Origin of the sequence: Mesorhizobium sp. M0029 (assembly GCF_040323735.1) — a bacterium.
Classification (GTDB): Bacteria; Pseudomonadota; Alphaproteobacteria; order Rhizobiales; family Rhizobiaceae; genus Mesorhizobium.
In genome coordinates, this window is the sequence record NZ_JAMYVF010000003.1 from 140,001 (window position 1) to 164,665 (window position 24,665).

Below are 24,665 nucleotides of genomic sequence, written 5' to 3' on the forward strand. Positions count from 1 at the left end.
AAACATCTAAGTACCCGTAGGAAAGGACATCAACCGAGACTCCGGAAGTAGTGGCGAGCGAACCCGGACCAGGCCAGTGGCGATTGAGAGACAAGCGGAACCTTCTGGAAAGTAGGGCCATAGTGGGTGACAGCCCCGTACGCGTAATGCAATCAATCGTCCTCGAGTAAGGCGGGACACGTGAAATCCTGTCTGAAATTGGGAGGACCACCTTCCAAGCCTAAGTACTCGTGCATGACCGATAGCGAACTAGTACCGTGAGGGAAAGGTGAAAAGCACCCCGACAAGGGGAGTGAAAGAGTACCTGAAACCGATTGCCTACAAACAGTGGGAGCCCGTAAGGGTCACCACGTACCTTTTGTATAATGGGTCAGCGACTTAGTGTGACGAGCAAGCTTAAACCGCTAGGTGTAGGCGCAGCGAAAGCGAGTCTGAACAGGGCGTTCAGTTCGTCGCATTAGACCCGAAACCGAGTGATCTAGCCATGAGCAGGTTGAAGGTAAGGTAACACTTACTGGAGGACCGAACCCATAACTGTTGCAATAGTTCGGGATGACTTGTGGCTAGGGGTGAAAGGCCAATCAAACTCGGAAATAGCTGGTTCTCCGCGAAATCTATTTAGGTAGAGCGTCGACCGAATACCCCAGGGGGTAGAGCACTGGATGGGCTAGGGGTCCTCACCGGATTACCAAACCTAACCAAACTCCGAATACCTGGGAGTACTAGTCGGCAGACACACGGCGGGTGCTAACGTCCGTCGTGAAAAGGGAAACAACCCTGACCTACAGCTAAGGTCCCCAAGTTATGGCTAAGTGGGAAAGGATGTGAGGATCCCAAAACAACCAGGATGTTGGCTTAGAAGCAGCCATCATTTAAAGAAAGCGTAACAGCTCACTGGTCTAAATAAGGGTCTTTGCGCCGAAAATGTAACGGGGCTAAAGCCATACACCGAAGCTTAGGGTTTGGTCCGCAAGGGCCAAGCGGTAGCGGAGCGTTCTGTAAGCTGACGAAGCCATACCCGTGAGGGGTGGTGGAGGTATCAGAAGTGCGAATGCTGACATGAGTAACGTAAGGGGAGTGAGAGACTCCCCCGCCGAAAGACCAAGGGTTCCTGCTTAAAGCTAATCTGAGCAGGGTTAGCCGGCCCCTAAGACGAGGCGGAAACGCGTAGTCGATGGGAACCACGTTAATATTCGTGGGCTTGGAGGTAGTGACGGATCGCACAAGTTGTCCAATCTTATCGGATTGAACGGGCAGCGGAGCGGTTCCAGGAAATAGCTCCTCCTTATAAACCGTACCCGAAACCGACACTGGTGGTCAGGTAGAGTATACCAAGGCGCTTGAGAGAACTATGCTGAAGGAACTCGGCAAATTGCACGCGTAACTTCGGAAGAAGCGTGACCCTTTTCTACGCAAGTAGAGGAGGGTGGCACAGACCAGGGGGTAGCGACTGTTTATCAAAAACACAGGGCTCTGCGAAGTCGCAAGACGACGTATAGGGTCTGACGCCTGCCCGGTGCTGGAAGGTTAAGAGGAGGGGTGCAAGCTCTGAATCGAAGCCCCAGTAAACGGCGGCCGTAACTATAACGGTCCTAAGGTAGCGAAATTCCTTGTCGGGTAAGTTCCGACCTGCACGAATGGCGTAACGACTTCCCCGCTGTCTCCAGCATAGACTCAGTGAAATTGAATTCCCCGTGAAGATGCGGGGTTCCTGCGGTTAGACGGAAAGACCCCGTGCACCTTTACTATAGCTTTACATTGGCATTCGTAGTGGCATGTGTAGGATAGGTGGTAGGCTTTGAAACCTGGGCGCCAGCTCAGGTGGAGCCACCCTTGAAATACCACCCTTATTACTATGGATGTCTAACCGCGGCCCGTTATCCGGGTCCGGGACAATGTATGGTGGGTAGTTTGACTGGGGCGGTCGCCTCCTAAAGAGTAACGGAGGCGCGCGATGGTGGGCTCAGAACGGTCGGAAATCGTTCGCTGAGTGCAATGGCATAAGCCTGCCTGACTGCGAGACTGACAAGTCGAGCAGAGACGAAAGTCGGTCATAGTGATCCGGTGGTCCCGCGTGGAAGGGCCATCGCTCAACGGATAAAAGGTACGCCGGGGATAACAGGCTGATGACCCCCAAGAGTCCATATCGACGGGGTTGTTTGGCACCTCGATGTCGACTCATCGCATCCTGGGGCTGGAGCAGGTCCCAAGGGTATGGCTGTTCGCCATTTAAAGCGGTACGTGAGTTGGGTTCAGAACGTCGTGAGACAGTTCGGTCCCTATCTGCCGTGGGTGTAGGAATATTGAAAGGATCTGTCCCTAGTACGAGAGGACCGGGATGGACGGATCTCTGGTGGACCTGTTGTGGCGCCAGCCGCATAGCAGGGTAGCTATATCCGGACGGGATAACCGCTGAAGGCATCTAAGCGGGAAACCCACCTTAAAACGAGTATTCCCTGAGAACCGTGGAAGACGACCACGTTGATAGGCCGGGTGTGGAAGAGCGGCAACGCTTGAAGCTTACCGGTACTAATAGTTCGATCGGCTTGATCGTTCTCATTCCTTATGCTCATCGTGAAACACGATGATCTGACCAGCGCTCACGCATGAGCGGCCCTTACAGGGCCTATGCTCCGCGAGGGCGCCGGAAAACCGGCGACGCGCAGTCGCGCTTGCGGGCTTGCGCCCGAAAGCAAAACACAAACGTCGCCTTGGCACGAAAAAACAGCTTCTCGATATAACGTGCGTTTTGCCGACCTGGTGGTTATGGCGGAGCGGCTGCACCCGATCCCATTCCGAACTCGGCCGTGAAACGCTCCAGCGCTGATGGTACTTCGTCTCAAGACGCGGGAGAGTAGGTCGCTGCCAGGTCTGCAAAACGCACGTTGAACTCTCATCCGCAAACCGGATGAAACTGAAATCTTCTCTCTACGAAAAGGCCCGCCAAGGGATCACGGGCCGCGCAAGCGGCCCTTTCATTTGGTCAGCCATATACCTATCTGTAAGCCATCCTGTTCATAGGCCCAGGCTTACGTCCAGATAAGCAAGCAAACGCTTGCTTCAGATCCGGAGCAGGCAAGAGCTTGCCCTGGAGGTGACGCGGGGTGGAGCAGCCCGGTAGCTCGTCAGGCTCATAACCTGAAGGTCACAGGTTCAAATCCTGTCCCCGCAACCAACATCAAAAACAGCCCGCTTCACGCGGGCTTTTTGCGTTCGGACCGTGATCGATGGCCACGACCGGCTATTCAACGATTGAGGAGGGCAGCAAGGTTGGCGTGCTGAGAGGTCCGCGAACCGGGGGATTGATGCCGCCTCGGCGCATTTCGCGAGAGCTATACGTCGAGCATTAGGAAGTTCGCCAACCCGTCATGGCAATCGATCTGCACGACAACAGCATGATTCGAGCCGCGGAGAGATCGTCGTGCGAAGGCGCGAACCGTTGATTTAAACAACCCGCGCCTTGCCGAAGCTTTTCGTCGCGGGCCGCGTCAGCCAGCTCGCCGCAATGACGCCTGGAAGGCCAGCGAGGTCCAGCTGTTGCTCGAGGCGAGATGGCAATAGAGCAGCGCAAGCGCGCCGGATTTCCTGAGATCAAGAAACGCCTCGTCGCTCAATTTGTTGAAGGCCGGCTCGTCGATCACCTGAAAGTCGGTGAGGTTGAGGGTCTCGCCGCCCTCCAGCGTCACCTTGCTCTGCCGCGGCGCGAACAGGCCGTGCGCGTCGATCTTGTCGATCATGGCGCGAGTCGCATTGAAGTCGGTCTGGAACTGGCTGCAGAAGGCGAGCGCCTGCCTCGAGGCCTCGGCCGGCTCGTTGCCGTCGAAGAAGGGCGCGGTCTCGTCGCCGCCCTTGGACGAAGGCGTCTGCTCGACGACGCGTTCGCTGGCGCGGTCGATGCACAACGTCAGGCGGCCGGTCGTTTTCGGTTCATCGGCCAGGATGAAGGGGTACCGGCGGACATAGGCGGGAATGTAATGCGGCTCCGCCCATTTGCCGTCGGCGCCGACGAACAGGTTCTGGTCCTGGCGCAGGCCGGTGATGATGACAGGCGCCTTGGCGTCGCCGATGAAAACGATCGGGTAGGAGCGCATTGCCGCCGGCATTTCCGAGGCGACGACGGGGATTGCGTGCGCGGTGCGGGCAAAGGAGAAATCGGCCCGCGCCGTAAGGCCGAGTGAGCCGTGCCGCAGCGGATTGAGCGCCTCGGGTTTTTTGTAGAACAGCGGCAGCGCGTTTGTCGCGGTGCTTCCGGCCGGGGCCGTGTCTGTTTTCGCGTCAGTCATCCCTAGTGTTCTCCTCTTATACCATTCCGGTTTAGGCCAGTGGCTGCCGGTGCGCAACGCGTTGACGGCTGCTTCACCCTACATGGCCAAGATAAATCTATCTGTTTGCTTGATCGTGCTCTTTTGTACTTCTGGAGATCGAGCTCTATAGACAGCACGCCATGAAGCGGCGAGATTGGCTGACGGGATAGACATCTCAAGAGAGCCGTCTGAAAGACAGACGAACCAGGGCAGGCGCATGGCATCGCTTTCGGATTTCGAGCAGGGGCAGAGCTTTTCCGTCGAAGCCGGAGGTCAGACGCACACGATGGAACTGAGCGCGGTGCAGCCCATTGCCAACAGCCCGCGCGACGGCGGTGGCTTCACGCTGCTGTTCAGGGGGCCGCGCGACGCGGCGCTGCCGCAGGCTATCTATCGGTTCAACGGCAAAAGCGGCGCCCATGAGATCTTCATCGTGCCGATCGCTGCCGATGAGGCAGGGCGGCTTTACGAGGCGGTATTCAACTGATTTTTTTCGACCGGATCGGCCACGGGGACGCTCCGGCCATCAGGGCGATTTGGCAGCGCGGCGGCTCGACATATGATCGACTATATCGAGATTGGGGACGTATTTGACGGAGCGGCGTGTAGCGCACTGTGCGCGGAAATTCGGGCGGCCGTGGGCCGTCCGGCCGGCCTGCTGGGGCGTGCCGACCAGAAGATGGCATGGCCGGAGATCCGAAAGACCGTGCGCGCCGATGTTTCGCAGGCCACTGAAGAGCGAGTGAGTGCCCTGTTGGCGCAGCAGAAGGCGGCTCTGGAGCGGCATTTCGGGCTGCTGCTCGGCCAGGTCGAGAAACCTCAGTTCCTTCACTATCGGCAAGGCGATTTCTTTGTGCCGCACCAGGATGGCAACACGCCGCTCATTCACGACGAGTCGCGGTTCCGAAAGATCTCGGTGGTGATCTTTCTCAACCGTCAATCGGACAACCCTTCGCCAGAAAGCTATGCAGGCGGCTCGCTGGTCCTGCATGGGCCTTACAGCGGCCCGGACCTGCGCATTGCCATGCCGGCATTGCCGGGCTCTCTCGTCGCCTTTCGCTCGGAAACGACGCATGAAGTCACCCCGGTCACGTGCAACGAACGTTTCACCATCGTCTCCTGGTATCGCGGCACGTGACGACCGGCACGGCCCTTACGGCGAACGGATCATCAGGTCGTAGACGCCCTTGTCCTCGGCAACGGTGAAGCCGAGGCGCTTGTAGAGCCGCCGCGCTGGATTGTTCTTCTCGACATGGATCGAGACCGACTTGCCGACGGCGGCGGCCTCATCGATGAGATCGGCGAGCAACGCACCGCCAGACCCCTTGCCGCGATGCGCCGGCAGGAAGGCGATATCTATGATGCAATGCTCGCTCGCCGAGCGCTCGATATACAGGCGACCGATATCTTGCCTTGCCTGCTCGATCACCAGCCAGTCGGCGTTGGGATAGTATTTCTGGTAATGCGCGTGCTGCGCTTGAAACTGCATGTCGAGGAACGCCGTTTTCTGCGCGTCGCTCCACGGCGTGACGGCAAGTTCTTCGGCGCGGGTCGAGGCGTAGAGCGCCGACAGGAACGGCAGATCGGCGTCCGCCATCGGGCGGAACGTCAGATCAATCCGCGCCGCGCGCACCCAGCAAAATATAACAGGCCCGTTGTTCACAATCGGAAGCTGGATCATGGAGTGGCGCTTACGGACGCGCCGGATAAACGCCTTGCATGGCAATGATGAACGTCATCGCCAGATAGGGAGGCAGGTTGTTGTGAGGCAACGTACTGCCCGTTATGCTCAGTGCCTGGGGGTCCATCTGGACCAGATTTTGCGAAGTGTTGTTCTGATACAGCGTTCCGCCCCCCGACTTCCCCAGAACAACCGCATCGGTAAGAGTTCCCTGGGCGCCACTCTCGGTGGATATCGCGACAAAATGATTATGTTGCGGCATTTCCGTTTGCAGAAGGGTGACGGAGGTTTCGCCACCCGTCTCGCCGAGAAACCGCTCCGACAAGCCATTGCCCTGTCCTTGCCCCATGGGCGCGGAGCCAGCCATATTCGGCAACGCGAAGGTCGACTTGCCGTCGCCGCCGTAAACTGTGCCCAGCAGCGAAAACAGCGCCGTATTCTGCGAGATTGGCAGGAGCTGGCCATCGCAGGTCGCCCACCCCGTCGGGGCGAAATCTCCGGCAAAAATTCGAATTTCGGCGACGAACGGATTGGTCATGGCAAGTCTCTAGCTTTGCTGGGGGAAGATGCCAAATAGCGAGATGATGAAACTGACGGCGAGGAACGGCACCATATTGTCGTGAGGCTGGCTGCCGCCGGCCGGCGAAATGGCTCCGGCGGCCATGTTGCCATCAGGTGCGATACCCACATAGGGCGTCAGCAGGCTCGATGTCGCCAGGACACCGCCGGACGGACCCGGATTTTTGGCGATATTCGACGAACCGGTCCAGGTATGGGAATGGTTCGGCATTTGTTGGGTTGAAACAGTGACGGATTCGACCCCGCCCAGTTCTCCGATGATATAGGTCTGGCTGACCAGCGGGCCCTTGCCAGCATGGACGGGGATGCGGGATGCGAGGTTGGGCAGGGCGAATGTTTCCTCCCCGTCGCCGCCATAGGTCGTACCGATCAGATTGAACAAGGTTTCGTTCTCGGAGATCGGCATCAGCTGGCCTTGGCAGAACGCCCAGCCATTCGGAGGGAAATTGCCACCGAACATCCTGATCTCGCCGACAAAAGGTTGGCTCATCGAAGCGTCCTCTTAATTTCGCGACGGGAATATGCCTTGCAGGGCAATGATGAAATTCAAGACGAGATAGGGCGATCTGTTCTCATGCGGCTGGCCGCCACCGACGAAAGTGATGTTTTCCTTCGCCATCGCCACCGCGCTGCCAGGCGGCTGATAGATCGGGCTGGCGTTCGCCCCCAACAGCGCGCCGGATGGATTGTTGACGTTGCCGGCAGTGTTCGATGCGTTGACGAAATGGTTGTGTGTCGGCATTTCGCCGAGCGTGAGCGTGTGAAACTCTTCGCCGCCCTGGCCGCCGACAATTGCACCGATAGGGCCGCCCGTATGAACCGGCGCACGTCCCCTCATATCCGGAAGGGCAAAATTTGTCTGGCCGTTGCCGCCGTACCTGGTGCCAAGAAGTGAGAACAATGGCTGGTTCTGGTTAAGCGGCAACAACTGGCCGTTACAAAATGCCCAGCCGCGCGGTGCATAGTTCCAGGAAATGATCTTGACTTCACCTAAATAAGGCTCACTCATCCCCGTTCCCTCCGTTGGCCGCTTACTGTCTGAATTCTTGTATTATGCCTAAGTAAGACAACAAGTCGATATCAGATTCATAAAATATATTTCCTAGGACGAAATCCAAGGTTGCTGACTACGGTGTCGCGGCAGGCAGCAGTGGCAGCGGCTGGTTGAAGAACGTCCGGGTGTCCGTCAGTGCCGTTGCCCCGCCATTGACGGTTTCGATACCGGCCTCGCTCGCCTGCGGTACGTTGATCGTGCCGTCGGCGCCGCCGAGGCCGTCCGCGAGGAAGCGGATGGCATTGGCGTTGTTGACGTTGGTGATGGTGTTGGCATGAACGTCGGCATTGATGATAGCGCCGGCAAATGTGGCGGTGACCGTGATGCCGCGGCTGTCGGCATTGTCGCGAATGGTGTTGTTGGTGACCGTCGCGTGCACGGTGCCCGGCTGCACGAGCTGCGTGATCGAGACGCTGTCGCCACCGCTTATGCCGTTGACGCCGATGCTCTGGATAATGTTGTTGTCGATCAGCACCTTGGCGACGCCGAGGCTTTCATGCCCAACCCTGATGCCGTTGCCGGTTCGCGATCCCGAGGTTGCTACGCCTTGCGTACCGATGACGTTGTTGGCGATTGTGCCGTCAAGCGTCCGTGCGAGGTCGCCGCTGCTGAACACGTTGATGGCCGTCGAGTCGCTGTTGGTGACGGTGTTGTTCCGGACGGTGAAATTCAGATTGCCGCCCGTGCCGGCGCCGGAATTGCTGCTCTGGGTGAGGTTGATGCCGTTGTTCAGATTGTTGAATAGATTTCCCGTGGTCTCGCCGATGTGAGCGTTGACGGTGCCGTCATTGGCAATGACGAACAGACCGGTTCCAGGGATGACTCCCGGTCCGGGATAGGCGTTGTTGCCGGTGAAGGTTGCGCCGTCGACGGTCAGCGTCATCGTCGGCGCGCCGGCGACACCGGCGCCGTCCGCCTCGAAGATGAAGTCGCTGCCGGCATTGTTTGAGGCGCCGTTGTTCGAGAACGTGCCGCCGCTCACCACCAGGTTCGCCAACGTGCCGCCGGAATTGATGACCTGCACGTTATGGGTGAATGAGTTGGAGACCGTGAGGTTGGTGAACGTGGTGACGTGCGAGGCGTTGCCGGTAAGTTCGTTGAACAGGATTCCGGACTCGGTGTTGGCATCGGCATTGCTGTTCAGGGTCAGACCGTTGAGCACCACACCGTTGACGCGCAGGCCCTTTATGCCGTTGCCCGCATTGTCGCTGATAATCATGTTGCTCAAGCTGACATCCTGAGTGTCGGTCAGGCTGACGCCATCGCCGGTCGAGTTCTGGATCGTGCCGCCGCTGCCCCCCGTCGCGCCGGTGCCGGTCACCACCAGATTGCCGCTGGTGCCGGTGTTGTTGAGCACGATGCCGTTGGCTGCACCATTGGACGCAATGCTCCTGAACGTCACGTCGCCGGCGCCGATCGTCGTGTTGGCGACATTAAGCGCCGTGCCCGTGCCGGACGCGATGGTGTTGCCGGTGCCCTGCACCGTCACCGTGCCGCCGCCGGTGGCATTGAAACCGGCGCCGCTGGTGGTGGCGATGACCAGCCCGCCATTGGTGAAGTTGATCGTCGCACCGGCATTGTCGCTCAGGCTGACGCCAGCCGCCGTGGTCGAGGTGATCGATTTCGACGCGCCGGAGAAGGTGATGATGCCGGCGACATTGTCGTCCAGCAGGATGCCGATCTGGCCCGCCGCATTATGCGTGATGTTGCCCGACAGGGTGATGTTGCCGGCGGTCAGGGCGCGATCCTGGATGTTGACCGCCTGGCCGGTGCTGCCGCTGGTGATCGCGCCGGCATAGGTGAAGGCCGCCGTGCCGCCGCTGTTGGCGGTGCCTAGGCCATCGCCGATACGGATCACGGCGCTTGTTCCGCCCACCAGCGCGCCGGTGCCGAGGTCGATCGCGCCCGAACCGGTGACGGTATCGAGGATGACGGCGCTGGTGCCGCCGGCGCCTTTGTTTGTGGAAGCGAAGGTCACGCCGCCCGCCGCGATAGCAACGCTGTCAAGGTTGACCGCGACGCCGCTGCCGGTCGAAATCGTGTTGCCCGAGCCAATAACGGTCACGGTGCCAGTACCGTTGCTCGTGGCGTTGAAGCCGGTGCCGGAGGTGGTGGTGATGGCTAGGCCGCCGCCGGTGAAGTTGACCGCGGTGTTGGTGTTCGCCGTCAGGTCGACGGCATTGTTGGCTCCGGTGGTCAGTATCTTGCTGGCGCCGGAGAAGTTGATCGTGCCGCCGGTGTTGGCGTTGACGAGGATCCCGTTGGCCACGCCGCCGGTGGCGCTGAGAGTGCCCGACAATGTCGTGGTGCCGGCGGTGCGGGTGGAGATGCTGACGACGTTTCCGGCCGTGGTCTTGGTGACCGAGCCGGCATAGCTGATGTTGGCCGAGCCGCCAGTGACCAGGAAGGCCGCGCCGGTCGCGCCGCCGAGCGCACCGGAGCCGAGGCTGACAGTGCCGGCGCCGGTGACATTGGTCAGCGACACGTTGTTGGTGCCGCCGGTCGAATTGGTCGAGGTGAAATTGATGCCGGTGGTGGTGGCGATGCCGTTGAGGTTGACCGCCTGCGCGGAAGTGGAGCTCACCGTGCCGGTCGTCACATTGACCGTGCCGCCATTGATGGCGCTGAATCCGGTGGTGCCGTTTGTGACGATGTCGAGGTTTGCGAAGCTGACGGTCGAGGCCGTGGCGCCGTTGTTGATTGCGACTGCGGTGCCGGTCATCGGCGTCGTGGTGCCGAGATCGACCGTACCGGTGAAGCTCACCGTATTGGCCGCCGTCGCGCCGGAAATGCTGATGCCGCTCGCAGCGCCGTTGGCGATCACCGAGCCGGCGAAGGTGAAGCTGCCGCCAGCGCGGGTCGAGATCGTGGCCGCCGCGCCCGACGTGCTGATGATGGAGCTGGCGCCGTCGAAGCTGATCACCGCGTTGCCGCCGGTCACCGAAAGGCCGCTGCCGCCCGATATATCGACATTGGTACCGGCAATCGTGCCGCCAGCGCCCGACGCGCCGCCGAAGGCGATGCCGGTTCCGCTCGCCGCCGTGGTGATGTTGACGTTGGTCAGCGTCGTCGTGCCGGTGGTGTTGTCGAGTTTGAAAGCAATGCCGGTGGCGCCGGTGCTGGTGACGTTGGTGATGGTGGTGTTGGACGCGTTCAGCCACACATCGCTGGCGTTGCCGGAGAAAGTAACGTTGTTGATCGTCGCGCTGTTCGACGGGGTAATCTCGATACCCTGCGTGGCGAAATTGCTGATGGTCATGTTGCTGATGACGGTATTCGCAGCACCCGCGCCATTGTCCTTGACGCCACGCGCGGCACCCGCCGGGCTGCCATTCAGGATGAAGCCGTCGATGATGTTGCCGCTGGCGCCGAGCGTGATGACATTGTTGCCGGCGCTCGTCGTCAGCGTCGCGGCGCCATTGAGCGTCTGGTCGATGATCGAGATGCTGTTGCTGGCGAGCTGGATGGTGGAGGGCACCGTCAGCGCCAGATTGATGTTGCCGTTGCCGAAGCCGCGCACCTGCTCGCCGGTGGCGAGCGCCAGCGTGTCGTTGCCATTGCTGCCTGCCGCGGTGATGGTGCCGCCATCGTTGACGAGAACCAGGATGTCCGTCGCCACGGCTGCTGCTTCGGCGGTGGCCAGCGTCGCGAGATTGTTCTGGTCGCGACCGCTGCCGTCACCGGTCGCGGACGCGCCGACGAAATAGACCTTGCCGACTCCGAAGCCCAGGCCGGGAGCCGACTGGAAGTTCACGTCCTGGAAATTGTAGGTGTCAGCAACCGGCGCACTGGAGGCATCGATGCCTACATTGGCGCCGATGGTCGAGAGCTGGTCGGTCGCCGATTCGCCGTCGCCATAGGTGAAAGCGAGGTTGGTGGCGCTGTTGAGGAACACGCCGGTGTTGACGCCGGCAATGCTGGAGCTGGCGCCGCCGACAACGGCATCGCCGAGGCGTACCGTCTGGCCGCCAGTGGCGCCACGCAGGTCGACGGCGATGGTGCTGCCGGCGGCGGCCGCGTTGGTCACGTCGAAATCATTGGCGGTGATCGCCGCGTTGATCGCCGCACCATTGAGGTCGAAGGCGATGCCTGTCGTGCTGTTCAGGCCGATGTCGAGATCGTTGAAGGACAGCGCCGCGCCAAGCGTGCCGGAAACATCGACACCACGCGTGGTCATGCCTTGCAGGTTGACCGTGCCGAGAATGATGGCGCCGCCGCCGGACGAGGCGATATTGTTCAGCGAGATGCCGGTTGCGGCGGCAGTGGCCGAAACACTGTCGAAATTCATGCCCGCAGCGCCAATCGTAACGCCATTGAGGTTCAACGCGGTGCCGCCGGCCGTCGTGGTGATGCTGTTGTCGCTGAGGGGCGCGCCGACGCTGACCGTGCCACCGCCGCTGGTGTTGAAGCCCGTGCCGGAGGTGGTGGTAATCACCAGGCCACCCGTATCGAAGTTGATCGTCGCGCCGGTGTTGGTCGTCAAGTCGACCGCCGTATTGGCGCCAGTGGTCAGCGTCTTCGTGCCACCGCTGAGAGTGATGGTCCCGCCGGAGTTGCCGTGGACATAAATACCATTGTCGAAACCGCCGGTGGCGCTGAGCGCGCCGGACAGTGTGACCGTGCCGCCGGTGACGCCGGAGATGTCGACGATCTTGCCGGCGGTGGTCTTGGTGACCGTGCCGCCATAGCTGACGGTCGCAGCACTGCCATTGAGCAGGAATGCGACGCCCGAAGCGCCGCTCAATGCGCCGGATCCGAGGCTGACTGTTCCGGTGACATTGGCCAGGCCAACATTGTTGGTGCCGCCGCCCGACGAGGTCGAGTCGAGCGCAATGCTGGCGGCGACGTTGATGAGGTTGATCGCCTGGCCGCTGGTCGAATTTACCGTCTGGGCTGCAGCGGAAGCGGTGATGCCCATAACGCCACCGGTCCCGACAATGCCGGTGCCGCTGGTGGTATCGATGGTCAGGCCGTTGAGGAAGTTCACCGTGCCGGCGCTTTGCGAGAAGCCGACGCCGCTGCTCGTGTCGATGTTGGCGAGGCCGGCGATGTTGAGGTTGCCGCTGACCCAGTTTATGCCGCCGCCGGTCGTCGCGACGTTGTTCACCGTCACCGTGTTGAAGGTGAACGTGCCGGTGTTGGCGCCGGTGACGTCGATGCCGAAGCTGCCGGTGCCGGTGATGCTGGTTGCGCCGGAAACATTCACCGCCCCGGTGACGCCGTTGAGGATGATGCCGCTGGTGGCGCCGCTCGAGGTGATGCTGTCGAAATTGACGCCGCCGGCGCCGAGTGTGCCTTGCAGCGACAGCGCGGTCTGGCCCGTGGCGTTGATCGTCGTCGAACCGGCATTGGCGACGGTGAGGCCATTCAGTCCCGAAAGGCTGAGGCCGGTGGCCAACGATGTCGTGATGTCGAGGCCGCCATTGAAGTTGACCGCAGCTGCCGCGCTGCCGCCCGAAATCGAAACGCCGTTGCCGCCGGTGATCGTCACCTGGTCGGTGAAGGTCACCGCGCCGCCGGTGCGGTTGGCGATATTGATGCCGCCACCGGTCAGCGTTCCCGGAGTGGCGCTGTTGGGCAGGATGCCGCGCGACACCGAAATGGTGCCGGTGCCGCCGTTGACGTCGAGCAGCGTGCCGGCAACGTTGATGTTGTTGTTGATGATCGACAGATTGCCGTTGAGGCCGGCGACCTGGATGGCCGTCTGACCAGCGGCGACGTTGCTGATCGTCACGCCTTCGATGGTGATGCCGCTGGCATTGCTGAAGCCGACCGCGCTCTGATCGATGAGGAAGGCGGCACCGGTCGCGCTGCTGAAGTCGAAAGCGGTGTGGCGCACGGCGTTGTCGCCGAGCAATTGCATCAGGTTGGCCGTCCCGCTGACCACGGCCTCGTCGCCGGTGATGTTGCCGCCGGTGGCGCCGAGATTGCCCTGGACGTTGGCCGGCTGGATCGTGCCGGTCGAAACCACATTGCTGTTGCCGAAGCCGGTGATCGTCTGGCCGGAATCGAGCGTGAAGGCGGTGGCGCCGAGATTGATCGTGCCGACGAAGGCGAAGTTCTGCGTGCCGGTCAGCGCATCGGCGGCGGCGAGCGAAATGGTGTTGACGCCCATGCTGAGATTGCCGGTCGTGCCGGCGGCGATGAAGCCGCCCGACTGCGAGACCAGCGTGATCGAACCGGGCGCGGTGGCGAGGTTGGCGCTGCCGGTGAAGAACACGTCGTCGAAATCGTAGTTGCCGAGCGTCGGATCGAGACCGACCGTGTTGACGGTGAAGCCGCCGGCGGCGGCGATGATGAAGGATTCCAGCCCGTCGGTCGAATCGCCGTCGCCGAAGGTGAAGTTGGCATTGGCGGAGGTCGCCGTGGTCTGGCCGGACGACAATTCGACGCCGATGCCGACATTGTCGATCTTCGAGCCCTGCAGGAAGGTGATGACCTTGTTGCCGGTGGTCGACGACAGGTCGATGCCGCGCGAGGTCAGGTCGCCCAGGCCGGTGATCGTCGTCAGGCCGAAATCGGCCGTCGTCGAGGAGCCGCTGAAGTCGATGCCGGTCTGGTTGGCGCCGACATCGTCGATGGTGGTCGTGCCGAAGCTGACATCGTTGTTGGTGCCGGCGAAGTTGATGCCGGCAGTGCCGCTCGTGGTGCCCAGCGTGACCTGGGTCGTGCCGAAGGTCACCGGGCCGGCATTGCCGACAATGTTGATGCCGAAGCCGCCGGCGCCCGTCACGGTCACCGCCCCGAAGGTTGCCGATGCGGTGCTCGCGACACCGAAGACGGACAGGCCGGTGCCCAAGGCATTGGTGATCGATAGCGGGGTGGTAACATTCAACGTTGCGGTGCCGATCAGGCCACCGACCACCGCGCCGCCGCCACCGCTCGCCGACAGGGTCGGGCCGGTGAAGCTGAACGCACCGCCTGCCGGGGGCAATGTCGAGCCGATGGCGAACAGATTTCCGGTGCCGGTCGACGTGACGCTGCCGCTGAACTGGGCCGAGCCGCCGATGGTGCCGTCGATCTTGACCGCCGTGCCTGGTGCTGTTGCCGAGCTGGAGATGTTGGCCGAGACCGTGATCGCGGCGCTGCCGCCAAAAACCACGACGCCGTTGCCGGTGCCGGAACCGGTGATGGTGCCGCCGATGTTGATCGTGCCGGTGTTGTTGGTCAGGCTGACGTCGTCGCCCGAAACCAGCGTCGTCACCAGATTGTTGACATTGACCGTCGCGGCGCTGCCTTGCACCCCGAAGCCGGGGCCACCGCCAACAACCGTGTCGATCGTCGTCGTGCCATTGAAGGTAACGGCGTTGGCCACGTTGGTGAGGCGGATGGCGTCGCCATTGACGCGATTGATGTCGACAGCGCCGAAGGTGACGCTGCCGCCGCTGGTGTTTTCGATGAGGATGCTGGTCTGCACGGCGCCGCCTGAGCCGTCGACGGTGACGCTGTCGAAAATGACGCCGCCTGCGCCGATGGTCAAACCGCCGGCGCCACCGAGATGGATGCCGTTTTCGACAGGGCCGAGCCCAGATGCGGTCGTGTTGGTGCCGGTGACGGTGAGCGTGCCGCCATTGATGGCGCTGAAGGCAAGGCCGCCATCGGTGGTGAGGTCGAGCCCGCCGGTGAAATTGATCGTGCCGCCGGCATTGCCGGTCAGGTCGATGGCGTTGGCCGCGCCGGTGCTGGCGGTGATTTGGCCGGCGAAGGTGGCGAAGCCGCCGGTCATGCCGCTGATCATGACCGCGCTCGCGGCACTCGTCTGATTGATGGTGCCGTTGTAGGTGAGGTTAGGCGTTGCCCCAAGAATGCTGAGCGCCGTGCCCGTCGTGCCGGCGATCGAACTCGCATTGTCGAAGGTCAGCGTGCCCGTGGAACCGCCCGTGACGCTGACGCCGATACCGGCGCCGGTGATGTCCAAATTGTTGAAGGTGCCGGTGTCGCCGAAGTTGCTGGCCAGCAGGCCGGTGCCGCTGACGCCGCCCATCGTCGTGTTGGTGATGTTGATCGCACCCGTTGCGCCGGTCAGGTCGATGCCGGTTACGGCGCTGCTGATCGTCACCCCGGTGATGGTGGCCGCGTTTACATTCGATCCGTTGATCGCCGAGCCCGAACCCGCATTGCTGACGCTGAGGTCGGCGACGCGGTTGCCGTTGGCGAGATCGATGGTGCTGCCGGCCGAGTTGTTGAGAGTGGCGGCGCCATTGCCGAACGGATCGACCTGGGTGCCCGAAGTAACCACCTCGGCGCCGGTGACGTTGGCCGGCGGCCCGCCGAGAGCGACGGTGTTGCCGTTGGCGAAGGAGACGATCTGCTGGCCGTCGGCAAGCGTGAAGCCGTCGGCATCGGTGTTGATGGTTCCAGCGCCGTTGTTGACAAGGACGAAGATGGTGTTGGCTTCGGTCGTCAGACCGTCGGCGGCGTCGGCGTTGATAAGGTCGCCAACGCTCGCGCCGGAGCCGGTCCCGGTGTTTGCTGCGCCGACGAAGATGACGTTGGCGGTGTCGAACAGCTGCGGGCCGACCAGATGGGTGGCGTTGAAGGCATAGGTGCCGTTGCCGGCCAGCAGGCCGCGCATGTCGAGCGAGGCGGTCGTCCCGGTGATCGAACTGGTGCCGACACCGGCGCCGAACGAGAAGGTCGTGTTTGCGCTGGTGCCTGCCGCGCCGTTGGTGCCCATCTGGACGCCGGTGCCGGCGGAGATCACACCGGTGCCGATCGTCACCGAGCCGCCGGTGGTGCCGGAAAGGTCGATGCCGGTCGAAGTGCCGGCGCCGGTGATGTCGAGCGAGGTGGCGGTGAAGGTCGACTGGCTGCCCGACAGGTCGAGCCCGGTCTTGCCGGTCGGCAGGCCGGTGATGTCGATGTTGGCGAAGCTGATCGTGCCGTTCGTACCGGAAATGTCGATCGCGTTTTGGCCCGGCTGGTCGATCGCGACATCGCCGAAAGTGATGGCACCGGAATTGGCAGCCAGTATGATACCAGAGCCAGAAGGAGCGGTGACCGTGACATTGCCGCCAAAGCCTACCGTTGCCGAGCTATTCTGGATGACAATGCCGTTTGCGACGTTCGAAATCGTCGTCGAGCCGGAGATATCGAAGCTGCCGGTGACGTTCGTGAGGCCGACACCGGTCCCGCCACTAATCTGGTTGAGGCTGGTCAGCGTGACATCGAGCCCAATCTGGGATGCGCTGAATCCGTTGCCGCCATTGCCGGAGATCGTTCCGCCAGTGGTCGTCAGCTTGCCGGCGCCCGTCGATGTGGCGTCGACGCCACTGCCGCCATTGACCTTGGCGTCAAGCGTCTCGAAGCCGTAGGTACCGTTGCCGTTGATCAACAGGCCGTCGGTGCCGTTGTTCGACAGCGTCGTCGTGCCGTTGAACGAATAGGTTCCGTCGCCCTGGATCGACAAGCCGGCGCCGCCATTGTTGGTCGAGCTGAGGTTGGTGGCGGTAACGGTATTGGTGCCGTCGAACAGCAAGCCGTTCAGGTCGGCGCCGCTGACGGCCAGGCCCGTCATTGTGACATTGCTGACGGCGCTGCCGTGAACCGCGTTGCCGCCACCGGTATTGGACAGGTTGAAGTCGAGCAGCGAGGTATTGTTGGCGAGCGTCACCGTGTCGCCGGCACCGCTATTGGTCAGCGTGGCTGCGCCGCCGGCGTCGGAGACGGTGCTGCTGTGCACGACATTGTCGCCCGTCACATTGATCGGGATGCCGCCGAGCGAGAACGTGCGGCCGTTGCCGAACGAAGCCAGCGTCTGGCCGGCGCTCAGCGAGAAAGCGTCCGCATCGTCTATGTCCGTGCCGCGATTGACCAGCACGAAGATCGCGGTGCCGTCGGTATTGGCATCGGCCGTCGCGACCGTCGCCAGATCGAGCAGCGAGGATCCGGTGCCCGAACCGGTCGCGGTCGCGCCGACGAAAATCACATTCTGCTGGTCGAACAGCTGCGGGCCGCTGAAGGTCGTCGAGCCGAAAGCATAGAGCCCGAGCGTCTGGTTGAGCCCCCGCGCGTCGAGCGAGGCGGTGATGCCGGCAATCGAGCCGCCGCCGAAACTGAATTGGGCATTGGCCGAATTGGCCAGCGAGCCGGAAATGCCGAAGCGCACGCCGGTATCGACATTGGCGATCGCGCCGCCATCGGTGATGACGATCGTCGCCCCGCCCGCGCTCGGCGAAGACAGATCGATGCCGATCGAGCCGGCGGCGCCTGTGCCAGTGATGTTGAGCGACTGCGCCCTGAAATTGGTCTGGCTGCCGGAGAAATCGAGGCCGACGCCGGAGCCGAGGCCAGCAATGACGATGTTGCCGGCAATTATCGATGTGTTGGCGCCCGCAAACACCATGCCGTCGGTGCCGGGATTGATGATGTCGATGTCGCCGAAGCGGATCGCGGCCGGCGAATCCGTGATCGCGATGGCCGGTCCGGTCGTGTTCGAGATCGTCGTCGCGCCGTTGACGGTGAAGCTGCCCGAAAGATTCTCGAGCACGACGCCCGATGCGCCGCCGGTCTGGGTGATCGAATCCAGCACGATATGGGCGGTGATCGGATCGATGAAGACACCGACCCCGTCGTCGCCGAGCCCCTTGTTGCCCGACACCTGGCCGCCGGTGATGGTGATCGAGCCGGCGATCCCGGTGCCCTTCACGGTAATGCCGGCATCGTTGTTGTCGAGCGCGTTGAGGGTGGCGAAAGTGTAGGTGCCGTGGCCGGTTATATCCAGGCCGTCGTCGCCATTGCCCTGCAGCAGCGTCGTGCCGGTGAAGTTATAGGTGCCGTCGCCTTCGATATGCAGTCCGTCGAGGCCGTTGCCGGTCGCGGTGAAGTTCGAGCCATTGACGCCGGTCGATGTGCCGGTGAAGTCGGCGCCGTGGCCGCCGGTGCCGGTGACCGTGACGTTGGTCAGCGTGGCGCCGGCGATGTTGTTGCCGAAGATGCCGTCCTTGCCGCCGGTGATGGTGATACCGCTCAGCGTGTTGCCATTGGCGAGCGTCAGGACGTTGTTGGCGGGGTTAGTGCCCTGGATGGTGCCGTTGGAGCCGCCGAAATTGTAGGTGCCGATGCTGCCGTCGGCGAGCCGCGCCTGGACACCGCCGCCACCGCCGATAACGGTCTGTCCGTTGGCGAGCGTCACGCCGGCTGTCGTAATGTTGCCCTTGCCGCCCAGCGCGACGACGACGCCGTTAGCGCCGGCGCCGGCGACTGCATTGTCGAGCGTGGTCGGGTCGCCGATCGTGCCGAGGCCGAGCGCGTCGTTGTCACCATCGGCAAAGAAGAACTGGCCGAATGCCGTGTTGGTGGCGGCATTGATCGCCACCCGCGTCGACGTGCCGGTAACTTTGTCCTGGCTCTCGATGCGAACGCCGATGTCGCCGCGTACGCGCTCGTTGACGCGTTTGCGCAGGCCGGGGCTGACCGGATAGACCGGCTCGGCGCCGTCATCGGCCGAAGACGAGCCCTTGTCGAAAGCGTTGAGCGGCACCGTCAGCCGGATGCTGCCGGCGAACTGGGTGTCATCGCGGTTGTCGTTGCGCACCTCGCCGGTGAAGGTCAGCGACGTGCCTTTGCCGATGACGTCGCCGATCGAATATTCCAGGCCGGCCTTGGCGCCGGTGATGCTGCCGTCGTCGCCGTCGGGATCGCCGAAATGGTAGGCGCCGACATCGAAACGCAGTGAATGGTTCTCGGGCAGGTTGAGCGGCACCTGAACGCCGACCTCGCCCTCGATGCCCCAGGCCGCGTAATCGCGGTGGGCGATGGCCGATATCTGCTCGATCAGCTGATGACCGACCAGCGACAGGCTCGACTCTTGCCCGGCCGTGCTGCGGTCGCCGCTGATCGGCAGATAGACGTTTACGTGCGCATCGTATTTTGAGGTGATGGCCTCGAGGCCGAGCGTCGAGGCGACGAACTGGTGACTGTCGTGGTTCTGGATGTTGAGATAGGCGTAGCCGCCGATCATCAGATCCGGATTCACGATGCGGCGAACGCCGAGGCCGACGTCCTGGCCGAAGCCGTCGTCGAAATCGTATTTCGAGCGCACATCGAGAAAGAGAACGGATTCGAGGTTCTGCTTCAGCGGCAGGAAACCCTCGATCGCCGTGTTGCCGCCATTGTTGTTGGCGCCGATGATGGCGCGGACCTGCGGCTGCCACAGTCCGGTGTCGCCGGCATGGGCGGCTATGCCGGAAAGGGCAAGTGCCAGAGTGGACAGCGCAGTCGTCTTCCAGAGATGCCTGGAAAAACCTGACCGGCGATACTTGCTATTCGCCCGGAAGCTTCTTCCGTGCGTCGCCATGCCATTGATCTGCCGAGTTTTCTCGGTCGTCTCCATCCCTTGCGAACCCCGACGAGTACACGCTCCGTCGCTAATACTATCCGAATCCCAGTGTATAGCGAGCATGATTGTTTGCTTAACACGTACAAGATTTCAAAGTTGTTTATTGTGACAAGTCAGCAACAGTAATTTAGCCCGAGCTCATGTACCGTATTGGCTTCCCCGCCAGGCTCGGCTGTTGTATCAACGCGCTCGGCGAAACCCTGACACGACGAGGATCGGGTGGCTTCATTGCTGAGAACCGTTTGTGGCCGGGCCGCCTGGGTCGGCGCGCTATGGCTGGTCGTGACGGCAGGGTCGGCGCTTGCCGAAGAGCCGAAGTCAACCACATCTGCCGAGACCAAGCCTGCAGAAGGCAATCCGTGGGCGCTAAACTGCGCCAGCGGATCGGCCGGCATCGAGCTTCAATGCCAGGTCTCCCAAAACCTTACCGAGGCCAAGACGGGGCAGCGCGTTCTTACCGTTACGGTTCGCCGCGACAACGGCAATGGCAACCTCGCCATGCTGCTGGCCTTGCCGCACGGGCTGTTCCTGCCTTCCGGCGCCTCGTACCAGATCGACCAGGGGCAGAAGACGACCATCGCCATCCAGACCAGCGACCAGAACGGCGCCTATGCCGCGACCCCTTTGTCGGCGGACCTCGTCAAGGCGATGAAATCGGGAACCAACCTGAACATCGGCATGGAGTCGGTGACGCGCAAGCCGGTGACCATTCCGGTCTCGCTTGCCGGATTCACTGCCGCGATCGACAAGCTTCAAGCGTTGAAATAGCCGGCCTATCTCGGCAGATGCGTAAGCATCAGCTTACGTTATGGACTGGCCGGGCTCACACGTGCTTGCGGCCGCCTGTCTCGCGGAACCAGCTGTCGGGGTAAGGATACCACCAGTCCTGGATCGCCGGTCTGTGGTCGATGATGACCATCTTGGAGCGTCGGAAGGCGTCGAGTCCCTGGCGTCCCAGCTCGCGGCCAAGGCCTGATGCCTTCCAGCCGCCGAAGGGCAAGGCGTCATTGTCGATCAGCGGGTTGTTGACCCAGACCATGCCGGCCTCGAGCCGCTCGGCCGCCTCATGCGCCTCAGCGAGGTCGGTGGTGAACACCGAGGCGCCGAGGCCGAACGGGCTGTCATTGGCAAGCCGGATCGCCTCGTCGAAATCCTTGACGCGGCAGATCGCGGCGACCGGTCCGAAACACTCTTCGCGCACGATCGCCATATCGGGGGTGACGCCGGTCAGGATCGTTGGCTCGTAGAACCAGCCAGTGTTGTGCGCCGGCGGAATGCGCCCGCCGGCAACGGCTATAGCGCCGTTGCTGATAGCATCATCGACCAGCCGCATCACTTTCGCCCGGGCGGCTTCGCTGACCAGCGGGCCGATCTCGGTCTTGTCCATGCCATTGCCGATGCGCAGCGCCCGCGTATTCTCGGCGAACAGCTCGACGAAGCGATCGTGAACCGAGTCGACGACAAAGAAGCGTTCGGCCGAGGTGCAGACCTGGCCGGTCAGGTGGAAGGCGGCGGTGACGCTGCCGGCTGCCGCCACGTCGAGCGGCGCGTGCTCGCTGATGATCAGCGGATCGCTGCCGCCGGCTTCGATGACGCAAGGCTTCATGCGCTCGGCGCAGGCGACTGCCACGGCTTTGCCGGCGGCGACCGAGCCGGTGAAGGCGACAGCGTGGGTGCGCTCGGAGGCGATCAGCGCCTGCGCGGTGGCGGCCGTGCCAGGCAGGCAGGCGACCAGCCCTTCCGGCAGTGAACGGAACACCGTCATGTAGTCCAGCGTCGACAGCGTCGTCGCTTCGGCCGGCTTGATGACGCAGCCGTTGCCGGCGGCAAGCGAGGCCGCGACGGTCCAGCACATCAGCAGGATCGGGAAGTTGTAAGGCATGATGTGCACGGAGACGCCATACGGCTCGTACCGCGCATACTGGAACGACCCGGCCTGCGTCGTACCGGCGATCTTGCCGGCGTCGTCGCGCGCCATCTCGGCATAGTAGCGGAAGATCGGCGCGCAATTGGCGATCTCGCCGATCGCTTCGGGATAGGGCTTGCCCATCTCGCGCACCATCAGCTCGGCGCAGCGCGTGAAGTCCGCCGCCTCGATGGCGTTGGCGACCGCATGCAGATGCTTTGCCCGGCTCTTGGCATCGAGCTGCTTCCAGGCGGCTTGTGCCGTGGTTGCGGCACACAGCACCGCATCGACCTCACCGTCCGTTGCGGCGGAGATCGAGCCGACGGTCTCCAGCGTCGCCGGATCGATCACCGGTTTTGCCGTGCCGGTCATCGGCCGGTAGTCCGGATTGACGAAGAAAGCCGGCCGTTCAGCGGAGAATTGCATGGTCGTCCTTTCAGGTCCGCTCAGCGGATCATGTAGACCTTCTTGATGGTCTCATGGACGGTGCAGACGCCTTTCCAATTCTGAGGAAAGAACGCCGCCGTGTCCGGCTCGATCTGGATGACCTCGCCCGATTCGTGCACATAGGTGCAGCGGCCCTCGAGGAAGTGGCAGAACTCGTCGCGGGTGACATGGCAGTGCCATTTGCCGGGGGTGCAGACCCACAGGCCGCATTCCGAACGGCCCTCCGGCCCCTTGTAGAGCAGCTTGCCCGAGGTGTGGGACACGCCCTCGATCATGGTCGGGATGACGCCCCAGTCGACGAGGTCGGTGATGGCAAGCGGGGATTGCATGATGGGCGTGGTCATGGCGATTTCCTTTAAAAAAGTGCTCAGCGGCACATGAAGGCCTTGGTCAGTGTTTGCGTGATGGTGGAGGTGCCGGCCCAGCCGGCGGGGAAGAACACCAGCATGCCGGCCTCGACCGGGATCTCTTCGCCATTCTCGCGGACATAGGTCCCGCGGCCCGACAGGAAATGGCAGAACTCGTCGGCGGCAAAGGTAACCTTGCGGCTGCCTGGCGTGCACGACCACAGGCCGCATTCGCTTGAGCCGTCCGGGTTCTGCGAGAGGATCCTGCCCGAGGCGCGCGGCGAGCCGGCAAGCGTGTTGCTGCCCCCGCCCCAGTCCTCCAGTTTCACGGTCGAGGCCTTTGGCCAGTGCGGTGTCGGCATATTGGGAAGCTCCGTTGCTGTTCAAGCCAGCATGTAGACGTTGCGCATGGTCTCATGCACGGTGCATTCGCCTGTCCAGCCGGCAGGGAACATGACCACGGTCCCGGCTGCGACTTCTACCACCTCCCCGGCATCCGACCGGTACGTCGCGCGGCCGGCGACGAAATGGCACAATTCGTCGCGCGGAATCGAGAGCCGCCAGCGGCCGGGCGTGCACATCCAGATGCCGGATTCCGGCTGGTTGTTGGGTCCTTTGTGGACAAGCCTGCCGGTCGAGTGCGACGCGCCGTCCAGCGCGTCGGACTGGGCGCCCCAGTCGACGAGGTCGGTGCGGGTGGAGGCTTGGTAGAGATGCGGGGCGGAGGAGGTCACAGCAGCGCCTCCAGCAGCCCGGCTGCCTTCTCAGGCCCGTTCTGGGCCTGCATCTGCGCCGAGGTCTTCGCCAGCCTGATCTTCATCTTGGGGTCAGTCAGGCAGGCTTCGATCCTGCTGATCAGCTGGGCGTCGCTCCAGTCATAGCGCGGCATGCCGAAGCCGTGGCCGGTTTCCTGGACGCGGGTGGCGTTGTCGTGGCCGTCCCAGACATAGGGCATGATGATGGCCGGCTTGCCGAAATAGAGGCACTCTGTGAACGAGTTGTTGCCGCCATGGTGGATTACGGCATCGACCTGCGGGATGACTGAAGGCTGCGGAAACCAGCTCTCGACGACGACGTTGTCCGGCACATCCGTGTACAGGTCCTTGTAGCCGCCGACATTGACCAGCGCGCGGTAACAGGTCTTGCCCAGTGTTGCGATTATGCGCTTCAACAAATCGACATCGCCGGCGCCGAGGCTGCCGAAGGAGACATAGAGCAGCGGCCCGTCATTGTTCTCGGCGAAGGTCGGCACGGCGTATGGCTTTTCCTGCCGCACGCAGCCTTCGAGATACTGGAATTTCGTCGTATCAAGCGGATGGCGGCGTTTGAACTTTGCCGCTTCGGGATAGAGCAGCAGATTGAGATAGGGCGAGGTCTCGAAGAACTGACCGACCGGGTATGGCGCTTCATTGTTTGCGGTGAGGAAGGCGTTGAAGTCGTCGTGGATGGGCTTGATCACCGCATTGAAATGATCGCGATAGCGCTGGTGGCCCACATGGTCGTTCTCGCCGCAACCGGAGAGATGCGGCGGGATGTCCTCATCCTCGATCTCGTTTTCCGAGCAGGAGATGACGCGCACCCAAGGCTTGCCGAACTGTTTGATGGCCGGAAACAGGATGACATTGTCGACGCAAATGACATCAGGCTTGATGGCGGCCAGGACTCGCGGCAAATCCTTCTGCGCCCATTTGGCGCTGTCGACGATCGCGGTCCAGCAATCCTTCACGTAATTGTCGACCTGATCGTAGGGCGATTTGCGGAAGTTCGGGATGTGGCCGTTGATGAAGTCTTCCCAGAATTTCGCCATCTGCTCGGGTGGCATCGGCTCCGACAGGTTCACCGGATGCGCTTCGAAGCCGTAACCCTTGTAGACATCGACAAAGCCGGGGTCGGACAGGAACACTGCCTTATGGCCGCGCGCCTCGACCGCTTGCGCGATGCCGACCGAATTGAGCGCCGGGCCGTAGGCCGCTTCGGGAAAAAACGCGATCGTCTTCTGCGCCATCA

The 24,665-nt window shown here is 62.3% G+C and carries 14 protein-coding genes, 1 tRNA gene and 2 rRNA genes (1 of these 17 only partly in view); 6 read left to right on the top strand and 11 right to left on the bottom strand.

All coding sequences use genetic code 11. The features are described from left to right. The 3 genes from NKJ76_RS06715 to NKJ76_RS06725 form a co-directional block, all read left to right on the top strand. A 23S ribosomal RNA gene (locus NKJ76_RS06715) occupies positions 1 to 2,554 on the top strand; it begins 248 nt to the left of the window's first position. Positions 2,555 to 2,756: 202 nt separating this feature from the next. Further along, positions 2,757 to 2,871, top strand: a 5S ribosomal RNA gene (gene rrf / locus NKJ76_RS06720). A 227-nt stretch (positions 2,872 to 3,098) separates the two neighbouring features. Continuing rightward, a tRNA-Met gene (locus tag NKJ76_RS06725) sits at positions 3,099 to 3,175 on the top strand. 313 nt (positions 3,176 to 3,488) lie between these two features. Here NKJ76_RS06725 and NKJ76_RS06730 read toward each other — a convergent pair. Then, complete coding sequence (locus NKJ76_RS06730) at positions 3,489 to 4,283, bottom strand: SapC family protein (protein WP_352537053.1); 795 nt, start codon at positions 4,281 to 4,283, stop codon at positions 3,489 to 3,491. A gap of 238 nt (positions 4,284 to 4,521) precedes the next feature. Here NKJ76_RS06730 and NKJ76_RS06735 point away from each other — a divergent pair, with 238 nt between their 5' ends. After that, on the top strand, positions 4,522 to 4,791 hold the full coding sequence (locus tag NKJ76_RS06735) for a DUF6916 family protein (RefSeq protein ID WP_352537054.1): 270 nt from the start codon (positions 4,522 to 4,524) through the stop codon (positions 4,789 to 4,791). A gap of 72 nt (positions 4,792 to 4,863) precedes the next feature. Continuing rightward, the gene (locus tag NKJ76_RS06740) at positions 4,864 to 5,442 is read left to right on the top strand and encodes a 2OG-Fe(II) oxygenase (protein WP_352537055.1); all 579 of its coding nucleotides are present in this window, start codon (positions 4,864 to 4,866) and stop codon (positions 5,440 to 5,442) included. Between the two features lie 15 nt (positions 5,443 to 5,457). On the opposite strand, the gene NKJ76_RS06745 is transcribed toward NKJ76_RS06740, so the two are convergent. From NKJ76_RS06745 to NKJ76_RS06765, 5 genes are all read right to left on the bottom strand, one after another. Beyond that, positions 5,458 to 5,985, bottom strand: a complete 528-nt coding sequence (locus NKJ76_RS06745; protein WP_352537056.1) for a GNAT family N-acetyltransferase — start codon at positions 5,983 to 5,985, stop codon at positions 5,458 to 5,460. A 10-nt stretch (positions 5,986 to 5,995) separates the two neighbouring features. Continuing rightward, positions 5,996 to 6,523 carry a phage tail protein gene (locus NKJ76_RS06750; protein WP_023686661.1) on the bottom strand — a complete coding sequence of 176 codons (528 nt, stop codon included), beginning with the start codon at positions 6,521 to 6,523 and terminating at the stop codon, positions 5,996 to 5,998. A 9-nt stretch (positions 6,524 to 6,532) separates the two neighbouring features. After that, the gene (locus tag NKJ76_RS06755) at positions 6,533 to 7,054 is read right to left on the bottom strand and encodes a phage tail protein (RefSeq protein WP_023672956.1); all 522 of its coding nucleotides are present in this window, start codon (positions 7,052 to 7,054) and stop codon (positions 6,533 to 6,535) included. A gap of 12 nt (positions 7,055 to 7,066) precedes the next feature. Next, complete coding sequence (locus NKJ76_RS06760; RefSeq protein WP_023672955.1) at positions 7,067 to 7,573, bottom strand: phage tail protein; 507 nt, start codon at positions 7,571 to 7,573, stop codon at positions 7,067 to 7,069. 118 nt (positions 7,574 to 7,691) lie between these two features. Then, positions 7,692 to 19,916 (bottom strand): inverse autotransporter beta domain-containing protein, encoded by a 12,225-nt coding sequence (locus NKJ76_RS06765; protein ID WP_352537057.1) that lies wholly within the window; start codon positions 19,914 to 19,916, stop codon positions 7,692 to 7,694. Positions 19,917 to 20,177: 261 nt separating this feature from the next. Here NKJ76_RS06765 and NKJ76_RS06770 point away from each other — a divergent pair, with 261 nt between their 5' ends. Then, the gene (locus tag NKJ76_RS06770) at positions 20,178 to 20,726 is read left to right on the top strand and encodes an invasion associated locus B family protein (RefSeq protein ID WP_031196023.1); all 549 of its coding nucleotides are present in this window, start codon (positions 20,178 to 20,180) and stop codon (positions 20,724 to 20,726) included. Positions 20,727 to 20,781: 55 nt separating this feature from the next. Here the strand turns inward: NKJ76_RS06770 and NKJ76_RS06775 are convergent, their stop codons facing one another. The 5 genes from NKJ76_RS06775 to NKJ76_RS06795 are packed head-to-tail and all read right to left on the bottom strand — an operon-like array spanning position 20,782 to position 24,663. Continuing rightward, positions 20,782 to 22,290, bottom strand: a complete 1,509-nt coding sequence (locus NKJ76_RS06775; RefSeq protein ID WP_352537058.1) for an aldehyde dehydrogenase family protein — start codon at positions 22,288 to 22,290, stop codon at positions 20,782 to 20,784. A 20-nt stretch (positions 22,291 to 22,310) separates the two neighbouring features. Beyond that, positions 22,311 to 22,655, bottom strand: a complete 345-nt coding sequence (locus NKJ76_RS06780) for a cupin domain-containing protein (RefSeq protein ID WP_023672951.1) — start codon at positions 22,653 to 22,655, stop codon at positions 22,311 to 22,313. Positions 22,656 to 22,678: 23 nt separating this feature from the next. Continuing rightward, positions 22,679 to 23,020 carry a cupin domain-containing protein gene (locus NKJ76_RS06785; RefSeq protein ID WP_023672950.1) on the bottom strand — a complete coding sequence of 114 codons (342 nt, stop codon included), beginning with the start codon at positions 23,018 to 23,020 and terminating at the stop codon, positions 22,679 to 22,681. A 21-nt stretch (positions 23,021 to 23,041) separates the two neighbouring features. Further along, positions 23,042 to 23,392: a cupin domain-containing protein gene (locus NKJ76_RS06790; protein WP_352537059.1), complete on the bottom strand. Its 351-nt coding sequence runs from the start codon at positions 23,390 to 23,392 to the stop codon at positions 23,042 to 23,044. Then, complete coding sequence (locus NKJ76_RS06795; RefSeq protein ID WP_023712265.1) at positions 23,389 to 24,663, bottom strand: glycosyltransferase; 1,275 nt, start codon at positions 24,661 to 24,663, stop codon at positions 23,389 to 23,391. The genes NKJ76_RS06790 and NKJ76_RS06795 overlap by 4 nt, the downstream gene beginning before the upstream one ends. Positions 24,664 to 24,665 lie beyond the last annotated feature (2 nt).